Raw genomic sequence first — 20,885 nt, 5'->3', positions numbered from 1 at the left:
TACCGCTCGAGCACTTCGCGCCGGTGGAACGACTTCCGGCAGCCCGATCGGCGGAGGTTGGCTTGTTTTCGCCAGTTCGTTCAGTCAGCTGACCTAGCGGCCAACCACCTCCAAGGTTCCAAATCGTTTCGCTGAAATTTGGATCACCTCCTTCCTTTGGTGAACACACCGTACCCCACGCGGGACCCGGCGACGAGTGCGGGTTTCGCGTGTTCACGCGGCGGCAACGATCGGCGAGACTCGTCCGATGGTGACCGAGCGCCCGCCCTGGTGGATCGACGAGCTCGCCCACGCCGGCGCCGAGCACCTCGACGAGGAGTACGTCGAGGGCTACGAACGGAAGTCCGGCTACGACGGCCACGCCGACGCCGACGTGCTCGTGTCCCTCGGGCTGGACGAGACGTCCACCGTCGTCGACCTCGCCGCCGGCCCGGGCCAGTTCAGCCGCGCCGTCGCTCCCCGGTGCGGGCGCGTCGTCGCCGTCGAGGTCTCACCGGCGATGGTCACCGTGCTGCGCCGTCGGATCGCCGCCCAGGGACTCACGAACGTCGAGGTCGTGTCCGGTGGGTACCTCTCCTACGAGCACACCGGCGGGGCCGCCGACTTCGTCTTCTCACGCAACGCCCTGCACCAGGTGCCCGACTTCTGGAAGGGCGTCGCCCTCGCCCGCATCCATGCGATGCTCCGGCCGGGCGGGGTGCTGCGCCTCCACGACCTCGTCTTCGACTTCGACCCCGCCGACGCACCCGACCGCATCGCGGCGTGGATCGCCGGCGCCGTCGACGATCCGGCACGCGGGTGGACGGCCGCCGAGCTCGAGGAGCACGTGCGTCTCGAGTACAGCACCTACAGCTGGCTGTTCGAACCGATGCTCGAACGTGTGGGCTTCGAGATCCTCGACGCCGCCTACGTGCGGGGCGCGTACGGCGCCTACACGTGCCGGCGGATCTGAGCGTCGTCGCCCGGGACGAGCTCGCCCACCCGAGCCGCCAGTTCGCCGAGACGCTCAACCGCTCCCGGGAGGGCCACGTCGGCGAGCCGCACGATCGCCGTGTGCACCCCCGCCTCGGCGAGGCGTTCGAGACGCCGCGCGTGATCGTCGACGGTGCCGGCCCCGACATCGGCGGCGAAGCGCTCGGCGCTGCGCCGGCGGGGCCGCAGCGACTCGACGAGCGCGGCCGTCTCGGCCCGGGTCCGCCCGACGAGCATCGTCGAGAGGTGGGACACCGTGATCTCCGAGGGGTCGCGTCCGACGACCTCGCAGTGGCGGTGAAGGGCGGCCACCTTCCGGGCGACGGTCTCGGGCTCTCCGAAGAGGTTGCAGGCGTCGCCGTGACGAGCCACCAGGGCGAGCGTCCGCCGCTCCCCCCCACCGCCGATCAGCAGCGGGACCCGTGGCTGCAGCGGCCGCGGGTACGACAGGGCCTCCGGCACCGACAGCAGCTCGCCGGAGAACGACGGCGACCCCTTGGCCCAGAACGCCCGCAGGGCCCGGGCGCTGTCCTCGAGGGCTCGGTAGCGATCGCCGAGCGCGGGGAACTCGATGCCGGCCGCGGCGTACTCGGCGGAGTACCACCCGACGCCCAGTCCGCACACCGCACGCCCGGCCGACAGGACGTCGAGCGTCGCCACCGCCTTGGCGAGCAGCGCCGGCGGGCGGAGAAACGCAGGCGATACGAGGACGCCGAGCCGCACGCGATCGGTGCGGGCGGCAAGCCACGCTAGCACGCCGTAGGGGTCGGGCAGGTCGGCCCACGCCGGACCGACCTGGGGGATCTGGCGCAGATGATCCATCAGCCAGATCGACTCGAGGCCGGCTTGCTCGGCCTCGAGTGCGATCCGGCGGAGGTGCTCGGCGAAGCGGGACGCGCCTCCCGGCCAGTCGAAGCTCGACAGGTGGAGGCCGACGCCCACTCCCGAAACACGCAGCCCGGCCACCGCAGGCGGTTCGGCGGCCGGGCGCCGAGGACGCGGGGCGAGGGCGGCCGGAACGACCGCGGCCGGCCGCGGCGTGACGACCTCCGCCCACCGCTCGGCGTGAATGTCATCGCGCACGTCCGGCCAACGCCTCAGCTGGCTGCTGACCACGTCGGCAGGCACCCGCGAGTCGCGGGCTGCGTTGCGGCGGCGACACTCGGCCGGAGGCGTGTCGAAGACCACCGCAACCGCCGGCACACCGGCCGCCTCGGCCAGGGCCCGCCACGCGTCGCGGCGCGCCCGCTCGAGTCCGAGCGAGTCGATCACCGTCGTCAACCGCCGGCGGAGACGGCGGGCAACGATGTCGTCGAGCACGGCGAAGGCGTCGGCCGAGGCGGAGAGGTCGTGAGCCGACTCCCCGACCACCCCGCGCAACACGTCGCTCGACACGATCTGTTCCGGCGCGAAGTAGCGAGCGGCCCACGAGGACTTGCCCGACGCCACCGGGCCGACGAGGACGACCAGGCACGGTGCGGGCAGGACGAGTTCCCCGTCGTCGTGCACACATCAGTTGTAGTCGGCGGGGACGCCCTACCGAGCTTCCGGTGTGAGGTCGAACGTCGACCCGATGATCTGCAGCGGGCTGTCGTCACCTGGGGTCGTGGCGGCGATGATCTGGATCGTCCTGGTGGTGTTGCCCGTGCGGTTGGCGGCGAGCAGCGTCACCGTCAGCCCTCCGCAGTTCTGGAACGTCTGGGTGAACCCGCTGAAGAACTCGTCCTGGTACGGCGTCACCGCCGCGCCCTGGCACCCCTGGGGCGCCATCGTCGTCAACACGGACTGGAGGTCGGCCGAATAGGGAGCAGCGACCATGAACATGCCGACGCCCTGGCCGCTGTTGAAGGCGGCGAGATCCGGAGCGGCGGAGATCGCCGGGACCTGGTTGTTCTGGGCATCACTCGCCGGCGACGTGTTGACCTGTACCCACGCGGCCGGGACCCCGACGCCGATCGTCTTGGTGTCGTCCTCGAGGATCACGGGATCACCCGCGTTGCCCGCCGGGGCGACGGATCCCGCTGTCGGAACCACGCCGGCGACGGTGGTCGGTGTGGGTCCGGGCACCGAGGGGACGCCGGCGCCCGGCGTGACCACACCGGGAATCGTCGTCCCCCCTGTCGACCCGCCACCGGGCACGCCTCCCTGGGGCTTCGTCACGAAGAAGCTCGCCAGGGCCAGCGCCAGCGCATCCTCGTCAGCCGGTGTGGCGATCCCGACGAGGAGCAGCACGCTGAATCGCTGGTCCATCGGATTGGCGAACACCGTGACCACCTTGGCCTGCCCGCCGCCGCACGCGGTCCAGTTCTGCATCGTGCCGGTGAAGTAGGCGTCCGCGTACGGCTGGGTGCCGCCGTCGGTGCATTGACCGGTGAAGTCGAATCCCGCCTTGAGGCCGGCCGCGGTGTCGGTGTTGAAGGGCTGGGCGATGTAGAGCACGCCGGACGTGTCGAACGAGCTCTGGAAGCTGGCCACGTTCGGCGAGGCGATGATCTGCGGGTACGACGAGTTGTCGGTGCCGGTGCCCGGCACGGTGGAGACATCGGACCAGGCGGCCGGTACCTCGATCGTCAACGTCCGCATGTCGTCGACGACCGGCATCGTGGTGGCCGCTCCGGTCGGGCTGACGGGTGGCGGGGGTGCCGCCGTCCCGGACGGCAGGGGCGGCAACGTGGTCGGTACCGCCACGGGCTGCGCCGGCTCGTCGGCCAGGACCGAGGTCGCGCCGGCGGGGACCGCGACGCAGAGGGTGAGCCCGACCATCGCGAGACGCCGAGCGCGCGAGCTGAAGCGCATGTTGATCTCCAACGTTCATCGCCGGTGCCGAATGCGCCGGACGGTGTGGCGACGGTACGGGCGCAGCGTTCGACGAACGTCCGACGGCGGCGGATTCCGTCGGGCGCGAATCGGACGTCGTTCGGACGCCCGGCCCGTATCGTCCGCAGGATGATCGCCCGAATCCTCCGCAGAACCGGTCGGTGGGTCACCGGCGCGACGCTCGCCGTCGCGTTGGCCGCCGGCTCGAGCCCGATCGCTGCCGCCGACGGTCCGGCCGCCGATCCGCCAGGGCTGGAGACGCAGCGCATCGAGTTCGCGCCGGGGACCGACAACGCGACCCGCGACGGCACCCTCTCGCCGGGCCGGACCGATCGCTGGATCCTGCGCGCCCGCGCCGGCCAGACGTTCGCCATCACCATCGACTCGGCCGACAACAACACGATCTTCTCGGTCTTCGACCCGAGCTGGCGGCTGCTCGCCAATGTCACGGCGATCCAGGCCGAAGCCAACACGTTCTGGACCGGCGTGCTGCCGGCCGACGGCGACTACGCCGTGGAGGTCGCATCCAGCGGAGGCGCCGCCTACTACCAGATGAAGGTGTGGATCGACGCCGGCCACATGGACCCGCTCGGGCTCGTCCAGCGCATCTCGTTCGCGCCCGGCACGGACTCGGGTACCGGCTACGGCTCGGTGATCCGGGCGAGCACCGACTCGTGGCTCCTCACCGCACGGGCCGGCCAGACGATGGACGTCGTCGTGGAGGCCGGCCCCGGGACCGGCACGACGTTCGACGTCTACGCGCCCGACGGCACGCTGATGACTGCTCCGGCGAGCCGCGTGTCGTGGAGCGGCCAGCTTCCGGCAGACGGTGACTACCGGGTCGCGGTGAGCCCGCTCGGAGGCAACTCCGACTACACGGTCACGGTGCGCATCACGGGGGGCACCACCCCGGTCGGCGACCCGGAGTACAACCCGGGCAACGTCAGCAACCCGAACCCGCAACCCGTCGTCCTCGACGGTGGCGGCGGCACCCGGCGCATCAGCTTCGAGCCGGGCGCCGACCACGCGATCATCAGCAACGTCCTCGCTCCGGGCATGGCCGACACGTTCATTCTCGGGGCGGCGGCGGGTCAGCAGCTCAACGCCTGGGTCGAGTCGGACACCTCCGAGGTGACCGTCGCCGCCTTCGACCCCAACGGTGAGATCCTCCGCACGGCGGCGTTCGACGTCTACGTCGAGCAGCTGTCGTCGTCGGGCGACTACGAGCTCGAGGTGTGGAACCAGAGCTCGATCGTCAGCTCGTACACCCTGACGGTGTACATCACGTGAGCATCCGCCCACCGCCTGCTCGCGGGCGGATGGGCAATTCATGTGGCCACCACCGATGCGTGTGGTGCGGTCCGATCCCTACGGTCGTCCCATCTCACAGGGAACGGGGAGGGACCGATGAGGACAGGTGGAGCACCGGCGGACGAGCGGGCGAGCGCGGCGGATCTCGCCGTGCTCGCGGCGCGGCTACGACTGGCCGCACGCGTGTGCGAGGACGGCGCCGCGGCGGACTCGGCGTCGTCGAGGGTACGGCAGGACGTCGCCGTGCTGGCCGAGCATCCGGCGCTGTTGCGATTGATCGGTGCGGCGGACACCGACGGGAGCCGGCTCGCCTGCGACGCCGGCTCCCCGTCGCCCCGTTGGACGGTGCGCCTGATGGGCGGCTTCTCGGTCACGATCGACGGCCGAGATGCCACGCCGGCGCGGGGCAACGGCGCGGCGATCGTCAAGCTCCTCGCCCTGCGCGGCCCCCTGACCGCAGACGCCCTGATCGACACGCTCTGGCCGACCGCTGACGCTGCGGTCGGCAACGCCCGTCTCCGCAACACCCTCAGCCGTCTGAGGCGGACGACCGGCGACGTGGCGATCCGCCGGGACGGCCTCCTGATGCTCCACCCGGGTGTTCGCGTGGATGCCGTCGAGTTCGAGCGGGGGGCGTTCGCTGCCTTGCAGGCGCGACGCGCACACGGTGCGGCGGGCGGACCGGAAGCGGTGCTCGCGGCCCTCGGTACGTTCGGCGGGGAGCTGCTGCCCGCCGATCGCTACGTCGACTGGTTCGACGAGGATCGCGCCCTGCTGTGGCGCCGGTACCTCGAACTCGCCGATCTCGCCATCGGCGACGCCGAGGATCGAGGCGACCTCGACGCCGCAGTCCAATTGCTCGAGTCGGCCGTGGCGGTCGACCCCTTCGACGAAGGCCGGCTGGTCCGCCTCGCCCGCCACCTCGTCGCGCTCGGGCACCGCGCGGCGGGCCGGTGGGCGGTCGAGCGGGCGCTGGCCGTCACACGCGAGCTCGGCCTCGCTCCGTGCGCCGAGCTCCGGCACATCGCCGGCGCGGTCACGGTGGCCAGCGAGCGCGTGCATCCGTCGTTCCGGTCGATGACCGCCTGACGGTCACCGGGTGATCACGGCATCTGCTGGAGCTCGATGCGGGTCGTGAGCCCCGACGACTCGACGGCGAAGGTCTGGGCGAGCAGCACGCCCGTCGCCGTGTCGAACCACGACTCCGCCGAGATGCCGCTCATCGTCGCCGAGATCGGGACGGCCGGTCCGTTCGCACCGCTGGCCGGCTGACCGACGGTCAGCGTCAGCCCACTCAGCGGATCCTGGTCGAGGACCTGGCCCTGTTGCATCGCGGCGAGGCTCTGCGGGTCCCACCAGTAGGGCCCGATGCCTCCGGCCGCGCCGATCGTGGACGCCGGCTCGGTGACGGACTCGTTGCGGATCGTCCCTTCGTAGAGCGCCCACGTCGACCCGACCTCGGAGAACTTGACATCGAGCACCACGTCGCTGGTGAACGCCGGCGAGGACGGATCCATCGGGTTGACGAAGGACTGGGTCCCCCGGTACGCCAACGTGGCGCCGACCGACACCCACGAGGGGACGGCTGTAGCGATCCCCGGCGTGGTCCGTTGGCGGACGCCCCGGAGCTCGGTGGTGGAGGCCTGAGTCGGCTGACCCGCGCCGAGGCTCGTCCGCAGCGCGGACAGCAGCAGTACGCCCGAGGCCTTCTCGAAGGCGAAGAAGGAGTACGCCGTCGTGCTCGGGTCGACCACACTCCTCGCCTCGTAGCTCGTCTCGCCGATCTTGACCGGGCCATCCAGTACGAGGCGGGCGCCAGCGGTGTCGGACGTCATGGCGGCCAGCTCGGTCGGGTGGACCCACACCGTCGGCACCGACGACGCGGCGACACGTTCGCCCGTTGCCGATCCCGGGGCGTAGACCCCGTTGAACGCATCGTTGATGTAGTTGGTGCGGGAGAGCACCACATCACCGCCGTCGACCGCCACCACGTCGACCGTCCAGAGCCCCTCACCGCTGCCCGTGCCACCGCTCGGCGACGGCGTTGAGGTGAACACCTCCCGGTACCGCTTCCCACTCGTCGGGTCGACCCACGTGCCGGCGGGGTCCTCGACGAGCTCGTAGCTCATGCTGCCGATCGTCGCCGTCGCCGTATGGTGGGTGATCCGCACGCCGGGGGCGACCCACGACGGCGGGCCGGACGCCACCGTCGACGCGGGCGGCGCGGGCGCGGGCGGGACGGGCGTGGTCGGCCGGCCGACGGGCACGTTGCGGGCGGCGAGCACCGCCGCCGAGCCGGCGAGGAACCGGCGGCGCGTTCCGCGCCACCTTCCGGGGTCACGATGCTCGAGCACCGCGTGACAGTACGCGACGACCGTACGACGAGCGTATGACACCGGGGAGCCGCCGTTGCCTACGATCGCGGCCATGATGATGGCGCGGGACGGCGAGCTGGCGGCCGTGCTCGCCGCGGCCGAGCTCGCCCGCGCCGGTGCCGGTCGCCTCGTCGAGGTCACGGGTGCCCCCGGGTCGGGCAAGTCGACGCTCCTCGCCGCGGCCGTCGGCCGCCTCCGCGAGAACGGGTACACGGTGTGGCAGCACACGGCCACACTCCCAGAACGGACGTTGACGTGGGCCGGGCTCGCCGCCCTCCTCACCCCCGTCGAGCCGGACGTGATCGCCAGCCTGCCGAGCGGGCTGGGTGCCCACCTCGCCTCGATCACGGCTCCCGACCCTTCCACCACGGTGCAGGCCCACGGGGTCGCCGTCGCCGTACGCGAGCTGCTCGTCCACGCCGCGTCCGCTGCTCCCCTGGCCGTCGTGCTCGACGACCAGAACTGGCTCGACCCACCCACCGCTGGCGTGCTCACGTTCGCCGCGCGCTCGATCGCCGACCATCCGGTCGTGTTCGTCCTGTCGCGGCGGAGCGACGAGCCATCCGCAATCGACGCCTCGGCGGTCCCTCCGGATCGACGTGACGCCGTCGAGCTGCCGGGGCTGACGATGGAGGCGATCGCCGAACTCGTCCGGCCGATCGCCGGCCGACCGCTGTCGAGGTCGGTGCTGCGCGCGGTGCACGACCGGTCAGGGGGCAACCCGATGCTGGCATCGGAGATCGCCAGGCAGCTCGCCGCCGGAGAGTCGCTGGAGCGGGCGCTGACGCCGCGGTCGATCGTCGAGTCGTTGCGGCCCCGCCTGTCGGCACTCCCCCGCGAGACGCTGACGGCGATGCAGTTCGCCGCCCTCCTGGCGTCGGCGTCGATCGACATCGTCGACGCCGCGATCGGCGGTGACGCACTGACGGCGCTCGGGCCGGCCGAGGCCGACGGCCTCGTCGAGGTTCTCCCGGGACACGGGACGTCGCCGACGATCCGCTTCACACACCCGACGATCTCAGCCGCCGCCCTCACCCCGCTGTCGACGGCGCAGCTGCGGGCCGCCCACGCCACGCTGGCCCGGCTGGTCAGCGATCCCGAGAGCCGTGGCGTCCACCTTGCGGCATCAGGTCCCCGACCCGACGTCGACACCGCTGCCACCCTCGAAGCCGCGGGCGAGCTCGCCGATCGCCGCGGGGCCACGGAGGCGGCCGGCCAGCTCTACCGGGCGAGCGTCGCCGCCACCCCGCCGGGGCACGACGAGGATCGCTTGCGGCGACAGATGGCCCTCGCCACCACCCAGAGCATCGCGGTCATGCATCACGAGCTGCTCGCCACGCTCGCCGAGATCGACGCGCCGCCGGGATCCGGCGAGGCCGACCGTGTGGTCACCATGCGCGTGGCGGCGATGGTCTCGTGCGACGGGGCGGAGGCAGCTCGGCGCGAGGCACTGGCCTCGATCGATTCGGTCACCACGACCCGCGGGCGGATGTTCGCCTTCGCCCAGCTCGTCCTGCTCGAACGTCTCGCCAGCCTCGATCGAGGGCTGCAGGCCGCGTTGCGAGCCCAGGACGACGCTGAGCGCGGTGGAGATCGTGAGGCGATCGAAACGGCCGCCCTCTCGGTCGCCGTGTCGCGCGTGCTCGTCGGCGAGCCCGCCGACATCGACGACGCGGTGGCCGGCGCCGCCCTGTGGCCCGACGAGATGTTCCTCGGCTACGCCATGGAGGAGCTCGCCCAGCTCCTCTGGTTCGCGGGCGATCCGCGCGGGATCGAATGGGCGGAACGAATGCTGCAGGCGGCGACCGCCCGAGGCGACGCCGTGACCGAGACCAACGCCCTCGGATACCTCGCCGAGATGCGCACGTCGCGCGGTGAATGGGCCGCCGCCGAGCAGGAGCTCACCAGCTCGCCGCGCGGCGACCTCGATGCTCCCGATCGGGCCACGCTCGCCTTCCTCCACGCCTCGACCGGGCGCGCCGACTCGGCCCGCAGGCTGTTGGCCGGCATCTCCAGTACCGAAGCCCTCGGTCCGATCAACGCCTACGGGATCCAGGCCCGCCGGGCGATGACGGCGTTCGTGCTCGGCGATCCCGACGCGGCCGACCAGCTCGAGCTCACCCACCAGCTCGCTGCGGACATCGGCCTGCGTGCGCCACGGTTCATCCCGTACCGGCGCGACTACGTGGAGGCATTGGTGGCGGCCGGCCGCGCCGACGAGGCCCTCGACGTCGCCCACACGATGACAGACCTCGCCGAGCGCTCGGGCCTCGACAGCGCCCGCGCCGACGCCGACGGGGCGCGGGCGGTGGTGGCTTCGGCGTCGGGCGACGACGACCTCGCCACCCGCCTGTTCGCCAACGCCGCCAAGATCCACGATCGCGACGGTGACCGCTACGAACTGGCGCGCACGCTGCTCGCCGCCGGCCGGGCCGCCCGCCGGGCTCGGCGACGCACTGAGGCCCGCCGGCTGCTCGACGAAGCGGGGACGATCTTCACCGACATCGGCGCCGCTCCGTGGCTCGAACGGTGCCGCACCGAGGCGGCGCGCATCGGTGGTCGGCCACGGCGGTCGGCGACGCTCACACCGACCGAGCGCCAGGTCGCCGAACGGGCGGCCGGCGGAGCGACCAACGCCGAGATCGCCGCTGCGATGTTCGTCAGCCTGCGGACCGTCGAGGCGAACCTGTCCCGGACCTACCGCAAGCTGGGCATCCGCTCACGCGTCGACCTCGCCGCCGCCCTCGCCCGGCCCGACACCTGACACCCCGACTTCTTGTACTGATCTCTTGTCACCCGTGACTAGAAATCAGTACAGGAACGTGGAGGGGTCGGCCCTCAGCCGACGGAACCTTCCATCTGCAGCTCGATGAGGCGGCTCCACTCGACGGCGTACTCCATCGGCAACGTGCGGGTGATCGGCTCGATGAAGCCGTTGACCACCATGCCCATCGCCTGCTCCTCCGACAGGCCGCGGCTCATCAGGTAGAAGAGCTGCTCGTCGGCGACCTTCGACACGGTCGCCTCGTGCCCGATCTGGGCGTCGCGCTCGCCGACCTCCATGTACGGCAGGGTGCGGCTCTCCGACTCCTCGTCGAGGATCAGCGCGTCGCACTGCACGTGCGACTTGCAGTTCGTCGCCCCGTCGTCGACCCGAACGAGGCCCCGGTACGTGGTGATGCCGCCGTCCTTCGAGATCGACTTCGACACGATCTTCGACGTCGTCTCGGGTGCCGCGTGGATCATCTTGGCCCCGGCGTCCTGGTGCTGGCCGGCGCCGGCGTACGCCACCGACAAGACCTCGCCGGTGGCCTTCGGGCCGACCAGGTAGACGCTCGGGTACTTCATCGTCAGCTTCGAGCCGATGTTGCCGTCGATCCACTCCATGTGACCCTCGGCCTCGACCCGCGCCCGCTTGGTGACGAGGTTGTAGACGTTGGGGCTCCAGTTCTGGATGGTGGTGTAGGTGACCCGCGCCGACGGCTTGACGACGATCTCGACGACCGCCGAGTGCAGCGCGTCGTTGGTGTAGACCGGCGCCGAGCAGCCCTCGATGTAGTGGACCTTGGCCCCCTCGTCGGCGATGATCAGCGTGCGCTCGAACTGGCCGGCGTTCTCCGAGTTGATGCGGAAGTACGCCTGCAGGGGCATCTCCACCTCGACGCCCGGCGGCACGTAGATGAACGAGCCGCCCGACCACACGCTGGTGTTGAGGGCGGCGAACTTGTTGTCGCCGGGCGGGATGACGGTGCCGAAGTACTGCTTGACGATGTCGGGGTACTCGCGCAGCGCCGTGTCCATGTCGCAGAAGAGGATCCCCTGCTTCTCGAGGTCCTCTCGGTTGCGGTGATAGACGACCTCGGAGTCGTACTGGCTGGTGACACCGGCGAGGTACTGGCGCTCGGCCTCGGGGATGCCGAGCTTCTCGTACGTCTGGCGCATCTGCTCGGGCAGGTCGTCCCACTCGTCGGTCTGGGCGGCCGCCGGCTTCAGGTAGTAGTAGATGTCCTGGAAGTCGATGTCGGGCATGTTCACCGCGAACCACGGATTCATCGGCTTGCGCTCGAACGTCTTCAAGCTGCGCTGACGCAGCTTGGTCATCCAGCGGGGTTCGCCCTTCCACCACGAGATCTGGTCGATAACGCCCTCGTCCAGCCCCTTCTCGGGGGTGAACGCGTACTCTGCCTCATCGCTCCAGCCGAGCTGGTACTTGGTGAGGTCGAGATCGAACGACGGGGACGTGGTCATGAGCAGCTCCGAATCGCGGGCAGAGTTTGCACTACCGCCATAGTAACAATTCACACGGGGGCTCCGCCCCCGTGAACCCCCGAAATCCAAAACGACGGGGGGCTCCGCCCCCGTGAACCCCCGAAATCCAAAACGACGGGGGGCTCCGCCCCCGTGAACCCCCGAAATCCAAAACGACGGGGGGCTCCGCCCCCGTGAACCCCAAAAACCAAAACCGACGGGGGGCTCCGCCCCCGTGAACCCCAAAAACCAAAACCGACGGGGGGCTCCGCCCCCGTGAACCCCAAAAACCAAAACCGACGGGGGGCTCCGCCCCCGTGAACCCCCGAAATCCAAAACGACGGGGGGCTCCGCCCCCGTGAACCCCCGAAATCCAAAACGACGGGGGGCTCCGCCCCCGTGAACCCCCGAAATCCAAAACGACGGGGGGCTCCGCCCCCGTGAACCCCCGAAACCAAAACCCGACGGGGCTCCGCCGCTGTGGACCCCGGAAATCCAAAACCCGGTACCGTGCAGGCGGCATGCGCGTGTGGATCGATCAAGACCTCTGCACCGGCGACGGCCTCTGCTGTGACCACTGTCCCGACGTGTTCATGCAGCTCGAGGACGGCATCGCCTACGTCAAGGAGAACGGTCACGCGCTCAACGATCCAGGCAGCTCGGGATCGCTCGCCGTCGTGCCGGTGCGCTGGGTCGAGAACGTCATCCACGCCGCCGAGGACTGCCCCGGCGAGTGCATCTTCATCGAGATCGATGCGCCGGTCGACGCCGACCTCGACGTGAACGTCGACGCCCGCATCGCCGCCCGCATCGACATCCGCGACGACGCGGCCTGAGCCGGTCCGCGGATGAGCGGCGCCGACCTCACCATCGTCGCTGCGGCCGTGCTGGTGGCCGGGGCCACGCACGCCGCCTCCGGGTTCGGCTTCAGCCTGCTGTCGATGCCGCTGATGTCACTGGCGATCCCCACGCGTGAGGCCGTCGTCGTCGGGACCTTGATCGGGCTGGTGCTCAATGCGTGGCATGCATGGGCCGGCCGGCGTCACATCGACGGCGCTGCGGTCCGCGATCTCACTGTCGCCGCCTACCTCGGCATGCCCTTCGGCCTGGCCCTGTTCCTCGTCGTCAGCGACCGGACGCTGCAGATCATCCTCGGGGTGGCGATCGTCGTCGCGGTGGTCTTCCTGCTGTGGCAGCGCGAGCCGGCCCGAACGGATCGCCGCCTCGAGTACTCGGCGGGGTTCCTGTCGGGGGCGCTCAACACGTCGCTGTCGACGAACGGGCCCCCGCTCGTGTTCGCCCTCGAGGCGCGCCACGTGTCGCCCGACCGGTTCCGGGGGACGCTGGCCGCGGTGTTCACGATCTCCAACGTAGGGGCCATCGTGGCGTTCGTCGCCGCCGGCAAGGTCAACCGTGACGGATTGATCGCGGCCGCCGTGGCCGCACCCGCCGTGCTCGCCGGCCAGGCGCTCGGCTGGCCGCTGCGGCGCCGCCTCCACGGCAGGAGGTTCCGGTATCTCGTCCTCGCCTTGCTCTGCGTGGCGGCGTTCAGCGCGATCGCCTCGGCCATGAGGTCCTGAAGCGGCGGATCACCGACCAGAATCTCGGGGATGACCGCCACACCCCCCGTTGCCCCGACCCGGCCCCACGTGTGGGAGCGCCCCACCGGTCCCGCCGAGGACCCGTGGGCGTGGATGCGGGACAAGGACGACCCCGAGCTGATCGCCTACCTGCACGCGGAGAACGCCTACGCCGACGAGTTCTTCGCCGCCGACGGCCGGGCCGAGCTCGTCGACGGGCTGTACGAGGAGATCAAGTCACGCGTCCAGGAGACCGACCTGTCCGTCCCGGTCCGGCACGGCGGTTGGTGGTACGTCACCCGCACGATCGAGGGTGAGGCGTACCCCGTGTTCTGCCGCAGCCGTGACGAGGCGGCGTTGCAGGAGGCCGGTCCCGCCGCGCCCGCCACCGTCATGCTCGACTGCAACGTCGAGGCGGCCGGCCACGAGTACTTCGACGTCAACGCCGTCGAACCCTCGCCCGACCACTCGCTGATCGCCTGGTCGTTCGACCCCGACGGCAGCGAGAAGTACACGGTGCGCGTGCGTGACCTCGTGACCGGGCGCGATCTGCCCGACACCCTGACCGACGTGATCTCGTGGGCGGGCATCGCCTGGTCGGCACCCGACGCCGACGGGGCCACGTGGTTGTTCTACGCCCGCCCGGACGAGCAGATGCGCCCACACGAGATCTGGCGTCATCGCCTCGGCAGCGACCCCGCCGACGATGTGCTGGTGATGTCCGAGCCCGACGAACGGTTCTTCATAGGCGTCGAGTCGACACGCAGCGAGAAGTGGCTGATCATCTCGTCCAACGCCAAGACCTCGGGGGAGGCCCACGTCATCCCCACCGACGATCCCACCGCGGCGCCTCGCCTCGTCCGGGAGCGGGCCGAGGACGTGGAGTACGGCATCGACGACTGGGGTGACCGGTTCGTCGTGGTCACCAACCTCGACGCCCCCGACTTCCGGGTGATGACGGCGCCCCACGACGCGCCCGAGGACTGGACCGAGTTGATCGCCCACGAGCCGGGCCGGCGCATCACGGGGGCCGAACCATTCGCCGATCACCTCGTGATCCACGAGTGGAACGCCGCCCAACCGCGGGTCCGGGTGCTCGGGCGGGGCGGCACGCTCACGGCACTCGACTTCGGTGCCGAGCCCCACGACATCGAGCTCGGCGCCAATCCGGAGTGGACGAGCACCAGCGTGCGCGTGACGTACCAGTCCCTCACCACCCCGTCGTCGGTGTACGACCACGACCTCGTCTCCGGCGAGCGGAGGTTGCGCAAGCAGACGCCCACCCCCGGCGTCGACCTCAGCCGCTACACGGCGACCCGCCTGTGGGCCACCACCGCCGACGGTGTGGAGGTCCCGGTCGACGTCGTCCACCACGTCGACACGCCGATCGACGGCACGGCCCCGTGTGTCGTGTACGGCTACGGCTCCTACGAGATGTCGATGCCGCCGTGGTTCAGCGTCGGTCGGATCTCGCTCCTGGACCGCGGCGGCGTCTGGGCCCTCGCCCACCCGCGTGGCGGCGGCGAGCTCGGCCGGTCCTGGTATCTCGACGGCAAGCTGCTGAACAAGCGCAACACGTTCACCGACACCCTGGCGATCGCCGACCATCTCGTGGCGACCGGTTACGGCGATGGCAGCCGCCTGGCGATCCGCGGTGGCAGCGCCGGAGGCCTGCTCGTGGGCGCCTGCATCACGATGCAGCCGGCGCGGTTCGCGTCGGCGGTGGCCGAGGTGCCGTTCGTCGACATCGTGGCGACGATGAGCGATCCGTCGCTGCCCCTGACGGTGACCGAGTGGGAGGAGTGGGGCGACCCGCGGGTCGAGCCCTACGCCAGCTACATGCTCTCCTACTCCCCCTACGACAACACGGTCGCATCGGGCGCGGCGACGTGGCCGGCGCTGTACGTGACGGCGGGGCTGAACGATCCGCGGGTCAGCGTGCACGAACCGGCCAAGTGGGTCGCCCGTCTGCGCTCGCTGGGCGCCGGTGTGGCTCGCCCGCTGGTGCTGAAGACCGAGATGGGCGCCGGCCACGCCGGCCCGACGAGCCGCTACGAAGCCTGGCGCGACGAAGCCCGCACCCTCGCCTTCCTCCTCACCACCCTGTGACCGACGGATCTGACGGTTGGTGCCGGGCACCGACCGTCAGATCGCCCGGAGGTCAACCGAGGAAGTCGGCGAGGGCCGCGGCCAGCGGCGCCGGGGCGTCCTCCTGGAGGTTGTGCGGGCCGTCGATGGCGACGACGGTGGCGCCGGGGATCCGCTCGGGGAACTCGGCGACGACCGGCGGGGACAGGAAGCCGCGCGATCCGTGGACGAGGAGCACTGGCACGCCGCGTGAGGCCGCCGCCTCGAGCGGCGCCCAGTACGACGGGAAGTCGAAGTCCGCCGGGGCGCCCTCGGGCAGCGTGGTCAGATGGTGGCGGAAGACCCAGCGCCCGTCGTCGCCCCGGCGGGTGTTGTGCAGCACGCCGATCGCCAGCGACTGGTCGCTGAAGCCGATGCCGAACGCCCGCGCCCGCTCGACGATCTCGTTGGGGCTGGCGAACGACGTCGCCCCGTCCAGGAAGTCGCGCACCTGGGCGGCGTCCTCGATCCGCAGACCCGGGCTGATGTCCACCAGGCCGAGCCGGCGGACGAGGTCGGGGCGCACCTCGGCGACGGCGATCGTGGTCAGCCCGCCGAGCGATTGCCCGACCACCGCTGCGGCGTCCGGAGCGAGGGCGGCGATCGCCTCGGCGACCGGCCCGGCGTTGGTGCGCGGGCGATAGTCCCCGTCGGAGCGCCACGCCGAGTGCCCGTGGCCGGGGAGGTCGATCGCCAGCGCCGGCCGGTCGAGCACCGCGATCGTCATGTCCCACGTGTGGGCGTTCAGCCCGCCGCCGTGCAACAGGACGATCTCGGGTGTGGCGGTCCCCCACCTCAGCGCGCTCAGCTGCTGGCCGCCCGACGCCTCGAACGACACGCGCTCGACGGGCTGGAAGTCGACGGCGATGCCGAAGATCGCCGCCTCATCGGCGAGCAGGGAGAACTCGTCGTCTGGGTCGTAGGCGTCGGAGAAGGTGCCGGCGGGGAACGGGACGTCGCTCATCGATTCCTGACCATACTGGTCAAGAACCCGGTCGAGAACCTCCCGTGGTCAGGCGGCGACGAAGGTGACGACACCGAGGGCGACCATGCACACGTTGCGGGCCACGTGCCAGCCCGACAGCGGTGCGGCGGACCACACCCCGAAGCATGCGCACGGCGGTCGTTCCCCGTCGCGCAGCCGGACGACGATGAAGACGGTGAAGGCGAGCAGCAGCACCACGGCGGCGATCGCCGGCAGCGGCATGGCCACGCGGAAGGCGACCGTCGTCCCGATGGCGATCTCCAGCCACGGCACCGCCGCGGCCACGGGTCGCGGCACTCCGAGGTCGGCGGCCTGCACCCACCAGCGCTCACCGGCCCCGATCTTGGCGATGCCGGCGATCATGAAGAGCACCCCGAGCGTGACCCCAGCGACGTTGGCGACATAGGACGTGGCGAACACCATCCCCACCGTTCCTATCGGCGACACGGCGTCGTTGCTCGTCGGGCTCCCCGTGCCGGACCCGCCAGCCGGTCAGTCGTCGAGGTCGATCGACTGGCCCTCGGCCGCGGCGAACACCTCGATGCCGTGCGGCGCAGCGAGGCCCGCGGCGCGAGCGGCCATCGCGTCGACCATGTCGTCGTCGTGATACGGATCGTGGTGGAACAGGGCCAGCCGCTTGGCCTTCACGGCCGCGGCGACGGTGACGGCGTACTCGCTGGTGCAGTGACCCCACGTGCGCTTGCGCTCGAAGTCGTCGGGTGTGTACTGCGCGTCGTGAATGAGGAGATCGACACCGTGACAGAGGCCGATCACCGACTCGGCGACCTGCTCAGGGTCGTCGGGCTGCTGGTGGTCGCAGATGTACGCCACGCTCCGGTCGTGGTAGTCGACGCGGTAGCCGCACGTGACACCGTTGTGAGGAACCTCGGCGGAGCGGACGATGAAGCCGCCCACCGAGAACTCCGGCTTCGCCCGGTGCACGGTGACCGTGCCACCCATCTCGTTGAGGTGCACCGGAAAGAGCGGCGGGCGGATCGTCGTGAGCAGCACGTCGCCGGGATGACGGCCGTCGGGCTGGGCCGGCGCGTGGATCGTCATCTCCGCGCCGTCCTTCAGCAGCGGCCGGAAGAACGGCAGACCCTGGACGTGATCCCAGTGAAGATGGCTGAGCAGCACCGTGCCACGGAACAGCTCGTCAGGGCGCATCGAATCGCCGAAGTAGCGCAGTCCCGTCCCGAGGTCGAAGAGCAACGGATCCTCATCGGGCGCGCTCACCGACACGCACGATGTGTTGCCTCCGTACCGACTGATGGCGTCGCTGTTGCACGGCGTTGACCCCCGGACACCATGGAACGTGATGATCATTCGGACCCGACCTGCAAACTCTCCCCCAGGCTCTGTCTGACGCTGCTCGTACGAACACGATCACGCTAGGTCGCCGGACTGCACCGTGTAAACGCCACGGCACCGTGACGTCCGTCTCCGTTCACCCTGCGATGATCCCGGGATGCATCACGCCATCGAGCACGGCACGACGACAGCCAACGGCATCGACTTCGCCTATCTCGCCACCGGGACGGGACCGCTCGCGCTCTGCCTGCACGGCTTCCCCGACACCGCCCACACGTGGCGTCACCTGCTGCCCGTGCTGGCCGAACGGGGCTATCGCGCCGTGGCTCCGTTCATGCGCGGCTACGCACCGACCGGACTCGCCCCGGACGGCGTGTACCAGACGGGGGCCCTCGGGCACGACGCCAACGCCCTCCACGACGTGCTCGGCGGCGACGGCGACGCCGTGCTGATCGGCCACGACTGGGGGGCGATGGCCACGTACGGCGCCGTCGGCGCGGCGCCCGACCGATGGCGGCGGGTGGTCGGCTTGGCCGTGCCGCCGGGGCCGGTGGTCGCCGGCGCCTTCCTCGGCAACCTCGACCAGCTGCAACGCAGTTGGTACATGTTCTTCCTGCTCCACCCGCTGGCCGACCTCGTCGTCCCGTCGAACGACTTCGCCTTCATCGAGCGGCTCTGGGCGCAATGGTCACCCGGCTACGACGCGTCGGTCGACGTCGCCAACGTCCGCGACAGCCTCGCCGATCCGGCGCACCTCCTCGCCGCCATCGGCTACTACCGCGCCACGCTCGGCGATGGCGCCCGCGACGACCGCTACGAGGTGGCCCAGATCGCCACGACGGCCGTCCCCGCTCAGCCGACGCTCTACCTCCACGGGAGAGACGACGGATGCATCGGCGCCGAGTTGCTCGACGGCGCCGACGGGTTCTACCCGGATCACATCGTGACGACGGTCGTCGACGGCGCCGGCCACTTCCTCCACCTCGAACAGCCCGACATCGTCAACGCCCTCATCGCCGATTTCTGCAGCTGATCGACAGTGACCGACGCTGCGATGAGCCTGACCCGCGGATACTGCGGGTCTGGCTCATCGCGCTAGGCCTGGGCGGCGATCGCCGCCGCCGTCACGATTGGGCGGCGATCGCCGCCGCCACAGCGAGCGTGCGCCGGGCGTTGTCGACGTGGAGGTTCTCGACCATCCGGCCGTCCACCGTGACCACTCCGCGGCCCTCGGCCTCGGCGGCGGCGAACGCATCGATCACCTTGCGCGCCTGCTCGATGTCGGCCTCGGTCGGCGACCATGCGGCGTTGGCCGGCTCGACCTGGCCGGGATGGATCAGCGTCTTGCCGTCGAAGCCGAGCTCCACGCCCTGGCGACACTCGGCGGCGAAGCCGTCGAGGTCCTTGACGTCGTTGAAGACGCCGTCGAGGATCACCTTGCCGGCCTCCCGGGCGGCGAGCACGGCGGCGGCGAGGTGTGGCACGAGATTCGACCGGTCCGCCACGCCGAGCGGGGCGCGCAGCTCGCGGGCGAGGTCGTTGGTGCCCATCACGAGGACGGTGACCCTGGGATGGGCGGCGATGGCGCGCGCATCGAGAATAGCCGTCGGCGTCTCGACCATCGCCCAGATCGTCGTCGTGTCGGCACCGGCGGCGTCGAGGCGGGCGGCGATGTCGTCGAGGTAGGCCACCGTCGACACCTTGGGGATCACCACCGCCGAGGGCTTTGCCGCCGCGGCGACGGCGATGTCGTCGGCGCCCCACTGGGTGTCGAGGCCGTTGCACCGGATCGTCAGCTCCCGCCGGCCGTACTCGCCCGAGGCGACCGCAGCCGCCGCCTGCTCGCGTGCCTGTGGCTTGGCGTCCGGGGCGACGGCGTCCTCGAGATCGAAGATGATCGCGTCGGCGGGAAGCGTCTTGGCCTTCTCGAGCGCTCGCTCGTTGGCCGCGGGCATGTACAGCACCGATCGGCGGGGGATGAGCTCGTTCATTGCGTTCCCCGGCCACGCAGTGCGCTCGCTGAAGAACTCCAGCAGCTCATCACAGCGCCCCGTACAGCTCGGCGAGGTGCGGATCGCGGGCGGAGAGTTGCCGGGCGAGCTCGATGACGACCTTGCACTGCTTCACCGACGCGTCGTCTTCCATCTTGCCGTCGAGCAGCACGGCGCCCGTGCCGTCGCCCATCGCCTCGATCACCCGCTTGGCGTGGGCGACGTCGGCGGGGTCGGGGCTGAACACGCGCTTGGCGATGTCGATCTGCGCGGGATGCAGGCTCCACGCCCCGACGCAGCCGAGCAGGTAGGCGTTGCGGAACTGGTCCTCGCAGGCGACCACGTCGGCGATGTCGCCGAAGGGGCCGTAATACGGCAGCACGCCGTAGGTGACGCACGCATCGACCATGCGGCCAATCGTGTAGTGCCACAGGTCCTGCTGGTACGTGGTGCGGGGTGCCGCGGCATCGTCGGGATCGGGGTCCTGCCGCACCAGGTAGCCCGGGTGGCCGCCACCGACGCGTGTCGTCTTCATCCGCCGGTTGGCGGCGAGGTCGGCTGGGCCGAGGCTGAGGCCCTGCATCCGGGGCGACGCGGCGCAGATCTGCTCGACGTTGGCCACGCCGCGTGCCGTCTCGAGGATGGCGTGCACGAGGATCGGCCTGGTGAGCCCGGCACGCGCCTCGAGCTGGGCGAGGAGGCGGTCGACGTAGTGGATGTCCTCGGCCCCTTCGACCTTGGGGATCATGATGACGTCGAGCCGGTCACCGATCTCGGTCACTGCGGCGGTGAGATCGTCGAGCACCCACGGCGAGTCGAGCGAGTTCACCCGCGTCCAGAGCTGTGTGTCGGTCCCGGAGTCCCACGCCTTGCCGATCTCCACGAGCCCGGCCCGGGCGGCCTCCTTGTCGCTCGCCGGGACGCCGTCTTCGAGGTTGGCCAACAACACGTCGACCGTCGGGGCGATCTGCGGCACCTTGGCAACCATCTTCGGATTCGAGGGCGGCATGAAGTGGATCATTCGCGACGGTCGGAACGGGATGTCCCGCACCGGCTCGGGCGCGCCGAGCGCGAGCGGGCGGAAGAAGTCTTTCGGGGGACGCACGCCGCGAAGCGTAGGGCGCCCGCCGTTGCCACCCCGAACCCGCTCGGCGAGCGGGCGGCACGA

Annotated in this window: 17 protein-coding genes; 8 read left to right on the top strand and 9 right to left on the bottom strand. The window is 70.8% G+C overall.

What is annotated here, in order from left to right; genetic code table 11:
* The first annotated feature begins 247 nt into the window (after positions 1–247).
* Positions 248–952 (top strand): class I SAM-dependent methyltransferase, encoded by a 705-nt coding sequence (locus tag DN771_RS22520; protein WP_116999818.1) that lies wholly within the window; start codon positions 248–250, stop codon positions 950–952.
* Here the strand turns inward: DN771_RS22520 and DN771_RS22515 are convergent.
* Complete coding sequence (locus DN771_RS22515; RefSeq protein WP_116999817.1) at positions 931–2,481, bottom strand: LLM class flavin-dependent oxidoreductase; 1,551 nt, start codon at positions 2,479–2,481, stop codon at positions 931–933. The two genes, DN771_RS22520 and DN771_RS22515, sit on opposite strands and share 22 nt — an antisense overlap.
* Before the next feature lie 27 nt (positions 2,482–2,508).
* Positions 2,509–3,768, bottom strand: coding sequence for a hypothetical protein (locus DN771_RS22510; RefSeq protein ID WP_162942283.1), 1,260 nt, complete (start codon positions 3,766–3,768; stop codon positions 2,509–2,511).
* Between the two features lie 150 nt (positions 3,769–3,918).
* Here DN771_RS22510 and DN771_RS22505 point away from each other — a divergent pair, with 150 nt between their 5' ends.
* Together DN771_RS22505 and DN771_RS22500 are read left to right on the top strand one after the other, a co-directional pair.
* Complete coding sequence (locus tag DN771_RS22505; protein ID WP_116999815.1) at positions 3,919–5,079, top strand: hypothetical protein; 1,161 nt, start codon at positions 3,919–3,921, stop codon at positions 5,077–5,079.
* Positions 5,080–5,196: 117 nt separating this feature from the next.
* Positions 5,197–6,189 (top strand): AfsR/SARP family transcriptional regulator, encoded by a 993-nt coding sequence (locus tag DN771_RS22500; protein WP_162942282.1) that lies wholly within the window; start codon positions 5,197–5,199, stop codon positions 6,187–6,189.
* 14 nt (positions 6,190–6,203) lie between these two features.
* Here DN771_RS22500 and DN771_RS22495 read toward each other — a convergent pair whose 3' ends face one another.
* Positions 6,204–7,454, bottom strand: coding sequence for a hypothetical protein (locus DN771_RS22495; protein ID WP_162942281.1), 1,251 nt, complete (start codon positions 7,452–7,454; stop codon positions 6,204–6,206).
* Between the two features lie 73 nt (positions 7,455–7,527).
* Between DN771_RS22495 and DN771_RS22490 the strand changes: the two genes are divergently transcribed.
* Positions 7,528–10,239: an AAA family ATPase gene (locus DN771_RS22490; RefSeq protein WP_116999812.1), complete on the top strand. Its 2,712-nt coding sequence runs from the start codon at positions 7,528–7,530 to the stop codon at positions 10,237–10,239.
* Between the two features lie 74 nt (positions 10,240–10,313).
* Here the strand turns inward: DN771_RS22490 and sufB are convergent, their stop codons facing one another.
* Positions 10,314–11,723: a Fe-S cluster assembly protein SufB gene (gene sufB, locus DN771_RS22485; RefSeq protein ID WP_116999811.1), complete on the bottom strand. Its 1,410-nt coding sequence runs from the start codon at positions 11,721–11,723 to the stop codon at positions 10,314–10,316.
* Between the two features lie 521 nt (positions 11,724–12,244).
* On the opposite strand from sufB, the gene DN771_RS22480 reads away from it, so the two are divergent.
* From DN771_RS22480 to DN771_RS22470, 3 genes are read left to right on the top strand one after another with little or no spacing between them, the layout of a single operon-like run.
* Positions 12,245–12,559 carry a ferredoxin gene (locus DN771_RS22480; RefSeq protein WP_116999810.1) on the top strand — a complete coding sequence of 105 codons (315 nt, stop codon included), beginning with the start codon at positions 12,245–12,247 and terminating at the stop codon, positions 12,557–12,559.
* Positions 12,560–12,571: 12 nt separating this feature from the next.
* Positions 12,572–13,303 (top strand): sulfite exporter TauE/SafE family protein, encoded by a 732-nt coding sequence (locus DN771_RS22475; protein WP_116999809.1) that lies wholly within the window; start codon positions 12,572–12,574, stop codon positions 13,301–13,303.
* A 30-nt stretch (positions 13,304–13,333) separates the two neighbouring features.
* A complete protein-coding gene (locus tag DN771_RS22470; RefSeq protein WP_116999808.1) occupies positions 13,334–15,412 on the top strand; it encodes a S9 family peptidase in 2,079 nt (692 codons plus the stop codon).
* 52 nt (positions 15,413–15,464) lie between these two features.
* On the opposite strand, the gene DN771_RS22465 is transcribed toward DN771_RS22470, so the two are convergent.
* The 3 genes from DN771_RS22465 to DN771_RS22455 form a co-directional block, all read right to left on the bottom strand.
* On the bottom strand, positions 15,465–16,394 hold the full coding sequence (locus DN771_RS22465; protein ID WP_116999807.1) for an alpha/beta fold hydrolase: 930 nt from the start codon (positions 16,392–16,394) through the stop codon (positions 15,465–15,467).
* Between the two features lie 48 nt (positions 16,395–16,442).
* Positions 16,443–16,838, bottom strand: a complete 396-nt coding sequence (locus tag DN771_RS22460; protein WP_116999806.1) for a MauE/DoxX family redox-associated membrane protein — start codon at positions 16,836–16,838, stop codon at positions 16,443–16,445.
* Positions 16,839–16,907: 69 nt separating this feature from the next.
* Positions 16,908–17,651, bottom strand: coding sequence for an MBL fold metallo-hydrolase (locus DN771_RS22455; protein WP_162942280.1), 744 nt, complete (start codon positions 17,649–17,651; stop codon positions 16,908–16,910).
* 232 nt (positions 17,652–17,883) lie between these two features.
* Between DN771_RS22455 and DN771_RS22450 the strand changes: the two genes are divergently transcribed.
* Complete coding sequence (locus DN771_RS22450) at positions 17,884–18,759, top strand: alpha/beta fold hydrolase (protein ID WP_116999804.1); 876 nt, start codon at positions 17,884–17,886, stop codon at positions 18,757–18,759.
* A gap of 91 nt (positions 18,760–18,850) precedes the next feature.
* On the opposite strand, the gene DN771_RS22445 is transcribed toward DN771_RS22450, so the two are convergent.
* Together DN771_RS22445 and DN771_RS22440 are read right to left on the bottom strand one after the other, a co-directional pair.
* Positions 18,851–19,717, bottom strand: coding sequence for an HpcH/HpaI aldolase/citrate lyase family protein (locus DN771_RS22445; protein WP_116999803.1), 867 nt, complete (start codon positions 19,715–19,717; stop codon positions 18,851–18,853).
* Between the two features lie 49 nt (positions 19,718–19,766).
* The gene (locus tag DN771_RS22440; RefSeq protein ID WP_116999802.1) at positions 19,767–20,822 is read right to left on the bottom strand and encodes an HpcH/HpaI aldolase/citrate lyase family protein; all 1,056 of its coding nucleotides are present in this window, start codon (positions 20,820–20,822) and stop codon (positions 19,767–19,769) included.
* Positions 20,823–20,885 lie beyond the last annotated feature (63 nt).

Origin of the sequence: Desertimonas flava (assembly GCF_003426815.1) — a bacterium.
Classification (GTDB): Bacteria; Actinomycetota; Acidimicrobiia; order Acidimicrobiales; family Ilumatobacteraceae; genus Desertimonas; species Desertimonas flava.
Note: the sequence above shows the minus strand (reverse complement) of the source record. Positions and strands in the feature narration are given on the sequence as shown.

What these genes read in the sequence shown, in the direction of transcription:
- DN771_RS22520 (WP_116999818.1), top strand. Translation starts at nt 248, where the DNA reads ATGGTGACCGAGCGCCCGCCCTGGTGGATCGACGAGCTCGCCCACGCC.
- DN771_RS22500 (WP_162942282.1), top strand. Translation starts at nt 5,197, where the DNA reads ATGAGGACAGGTGGAGCACCGGCGGACGAGCGGGCGAGCGCGGCGGAT.
- DN771_RS22470 (WP_116999808.1), top strand. Translation starts at nt 13,334, where the DNA reads ATGACCGCCACACCCCCCGTTGCCCCGACCCGGCCCCACGTGTGGGAG.
- DN771_RS22460 (WP_116999806.1), bottom strand. Translation starts at nt 16,838, where the DNA reads ATGGTGTTCGCCACGTCCTATGTCGCCAACGTCGCTGGGGTCACGCTC.
- DN771_RS22475 (WP_116999809.1), top strand. Translation starts at nt 12,572, where the DNA reads ATGAGCGGCGCCGACCTCACCATCGTCGCTGCGGCCGTGCTGGTGGCC.
- DN771_RS22510 (WP_162942283.1), bottom strand. Translation starts at nt 3,768, where the DNA reads ATGCGCTTCAGCTCGCGCGCTCGGCGTCTCGCGATGGTCGGGCTCACC.
- DN771_RS22480 (WP_116999810.1), top strand. Translation starts at nt 12,245, where the DNA reads ATGCGCGTGTGGATCGATCAAGACCTCTGCACCGGCGACGGCCTCTGC.
- DN771_RS22490 (WP_116999812.1), top strand. Translation starts at nt 7,528, where the DNA reads ATGATGATGGCGCGGGACGGCGAGCTGGCGGCCGTGCTCGCCGCGGCC.
- sufB (WP_116999811.1), bottom strand. Translation starts at nt 11,723, where the DNA reads ATGACCACGTCCCCGTCGTTCGATCTCGACCTCACCAAGTACCAGCTC.
- DN771_RS22505 (WP_116999815.1), top strand. Translation starts at nt 3,919, where the DNA reads ATGATCGCCCGAATCCTCCGCAGAACCGGTCGGTGGGTCACCGGCGCG.
- DN771_RS22450 (WP_116999804.1), top strand. Translation starts at nt 17,884, where the DNA reads ATGCATCACGCCATCGAGCACGGCACGACGACAGCCAACGGCATCGAC.
- DN771_RS22445 (WP_116999803.1), bottom strand. Translation starts at nt 19,717, where the DNA reads ATGAACGAGCTCATCCCCCGCCGATCGGTGCTGTACATGCCCGCGGCC.
- DN771_RS22465 (WP_116999807.1), bottom strand. Translation starts at nt 16,394, where the DNA reads ATGAGCGACGTCCCGTTCCCCGCCGGCACCTTCTCCGACGCCTACGAC.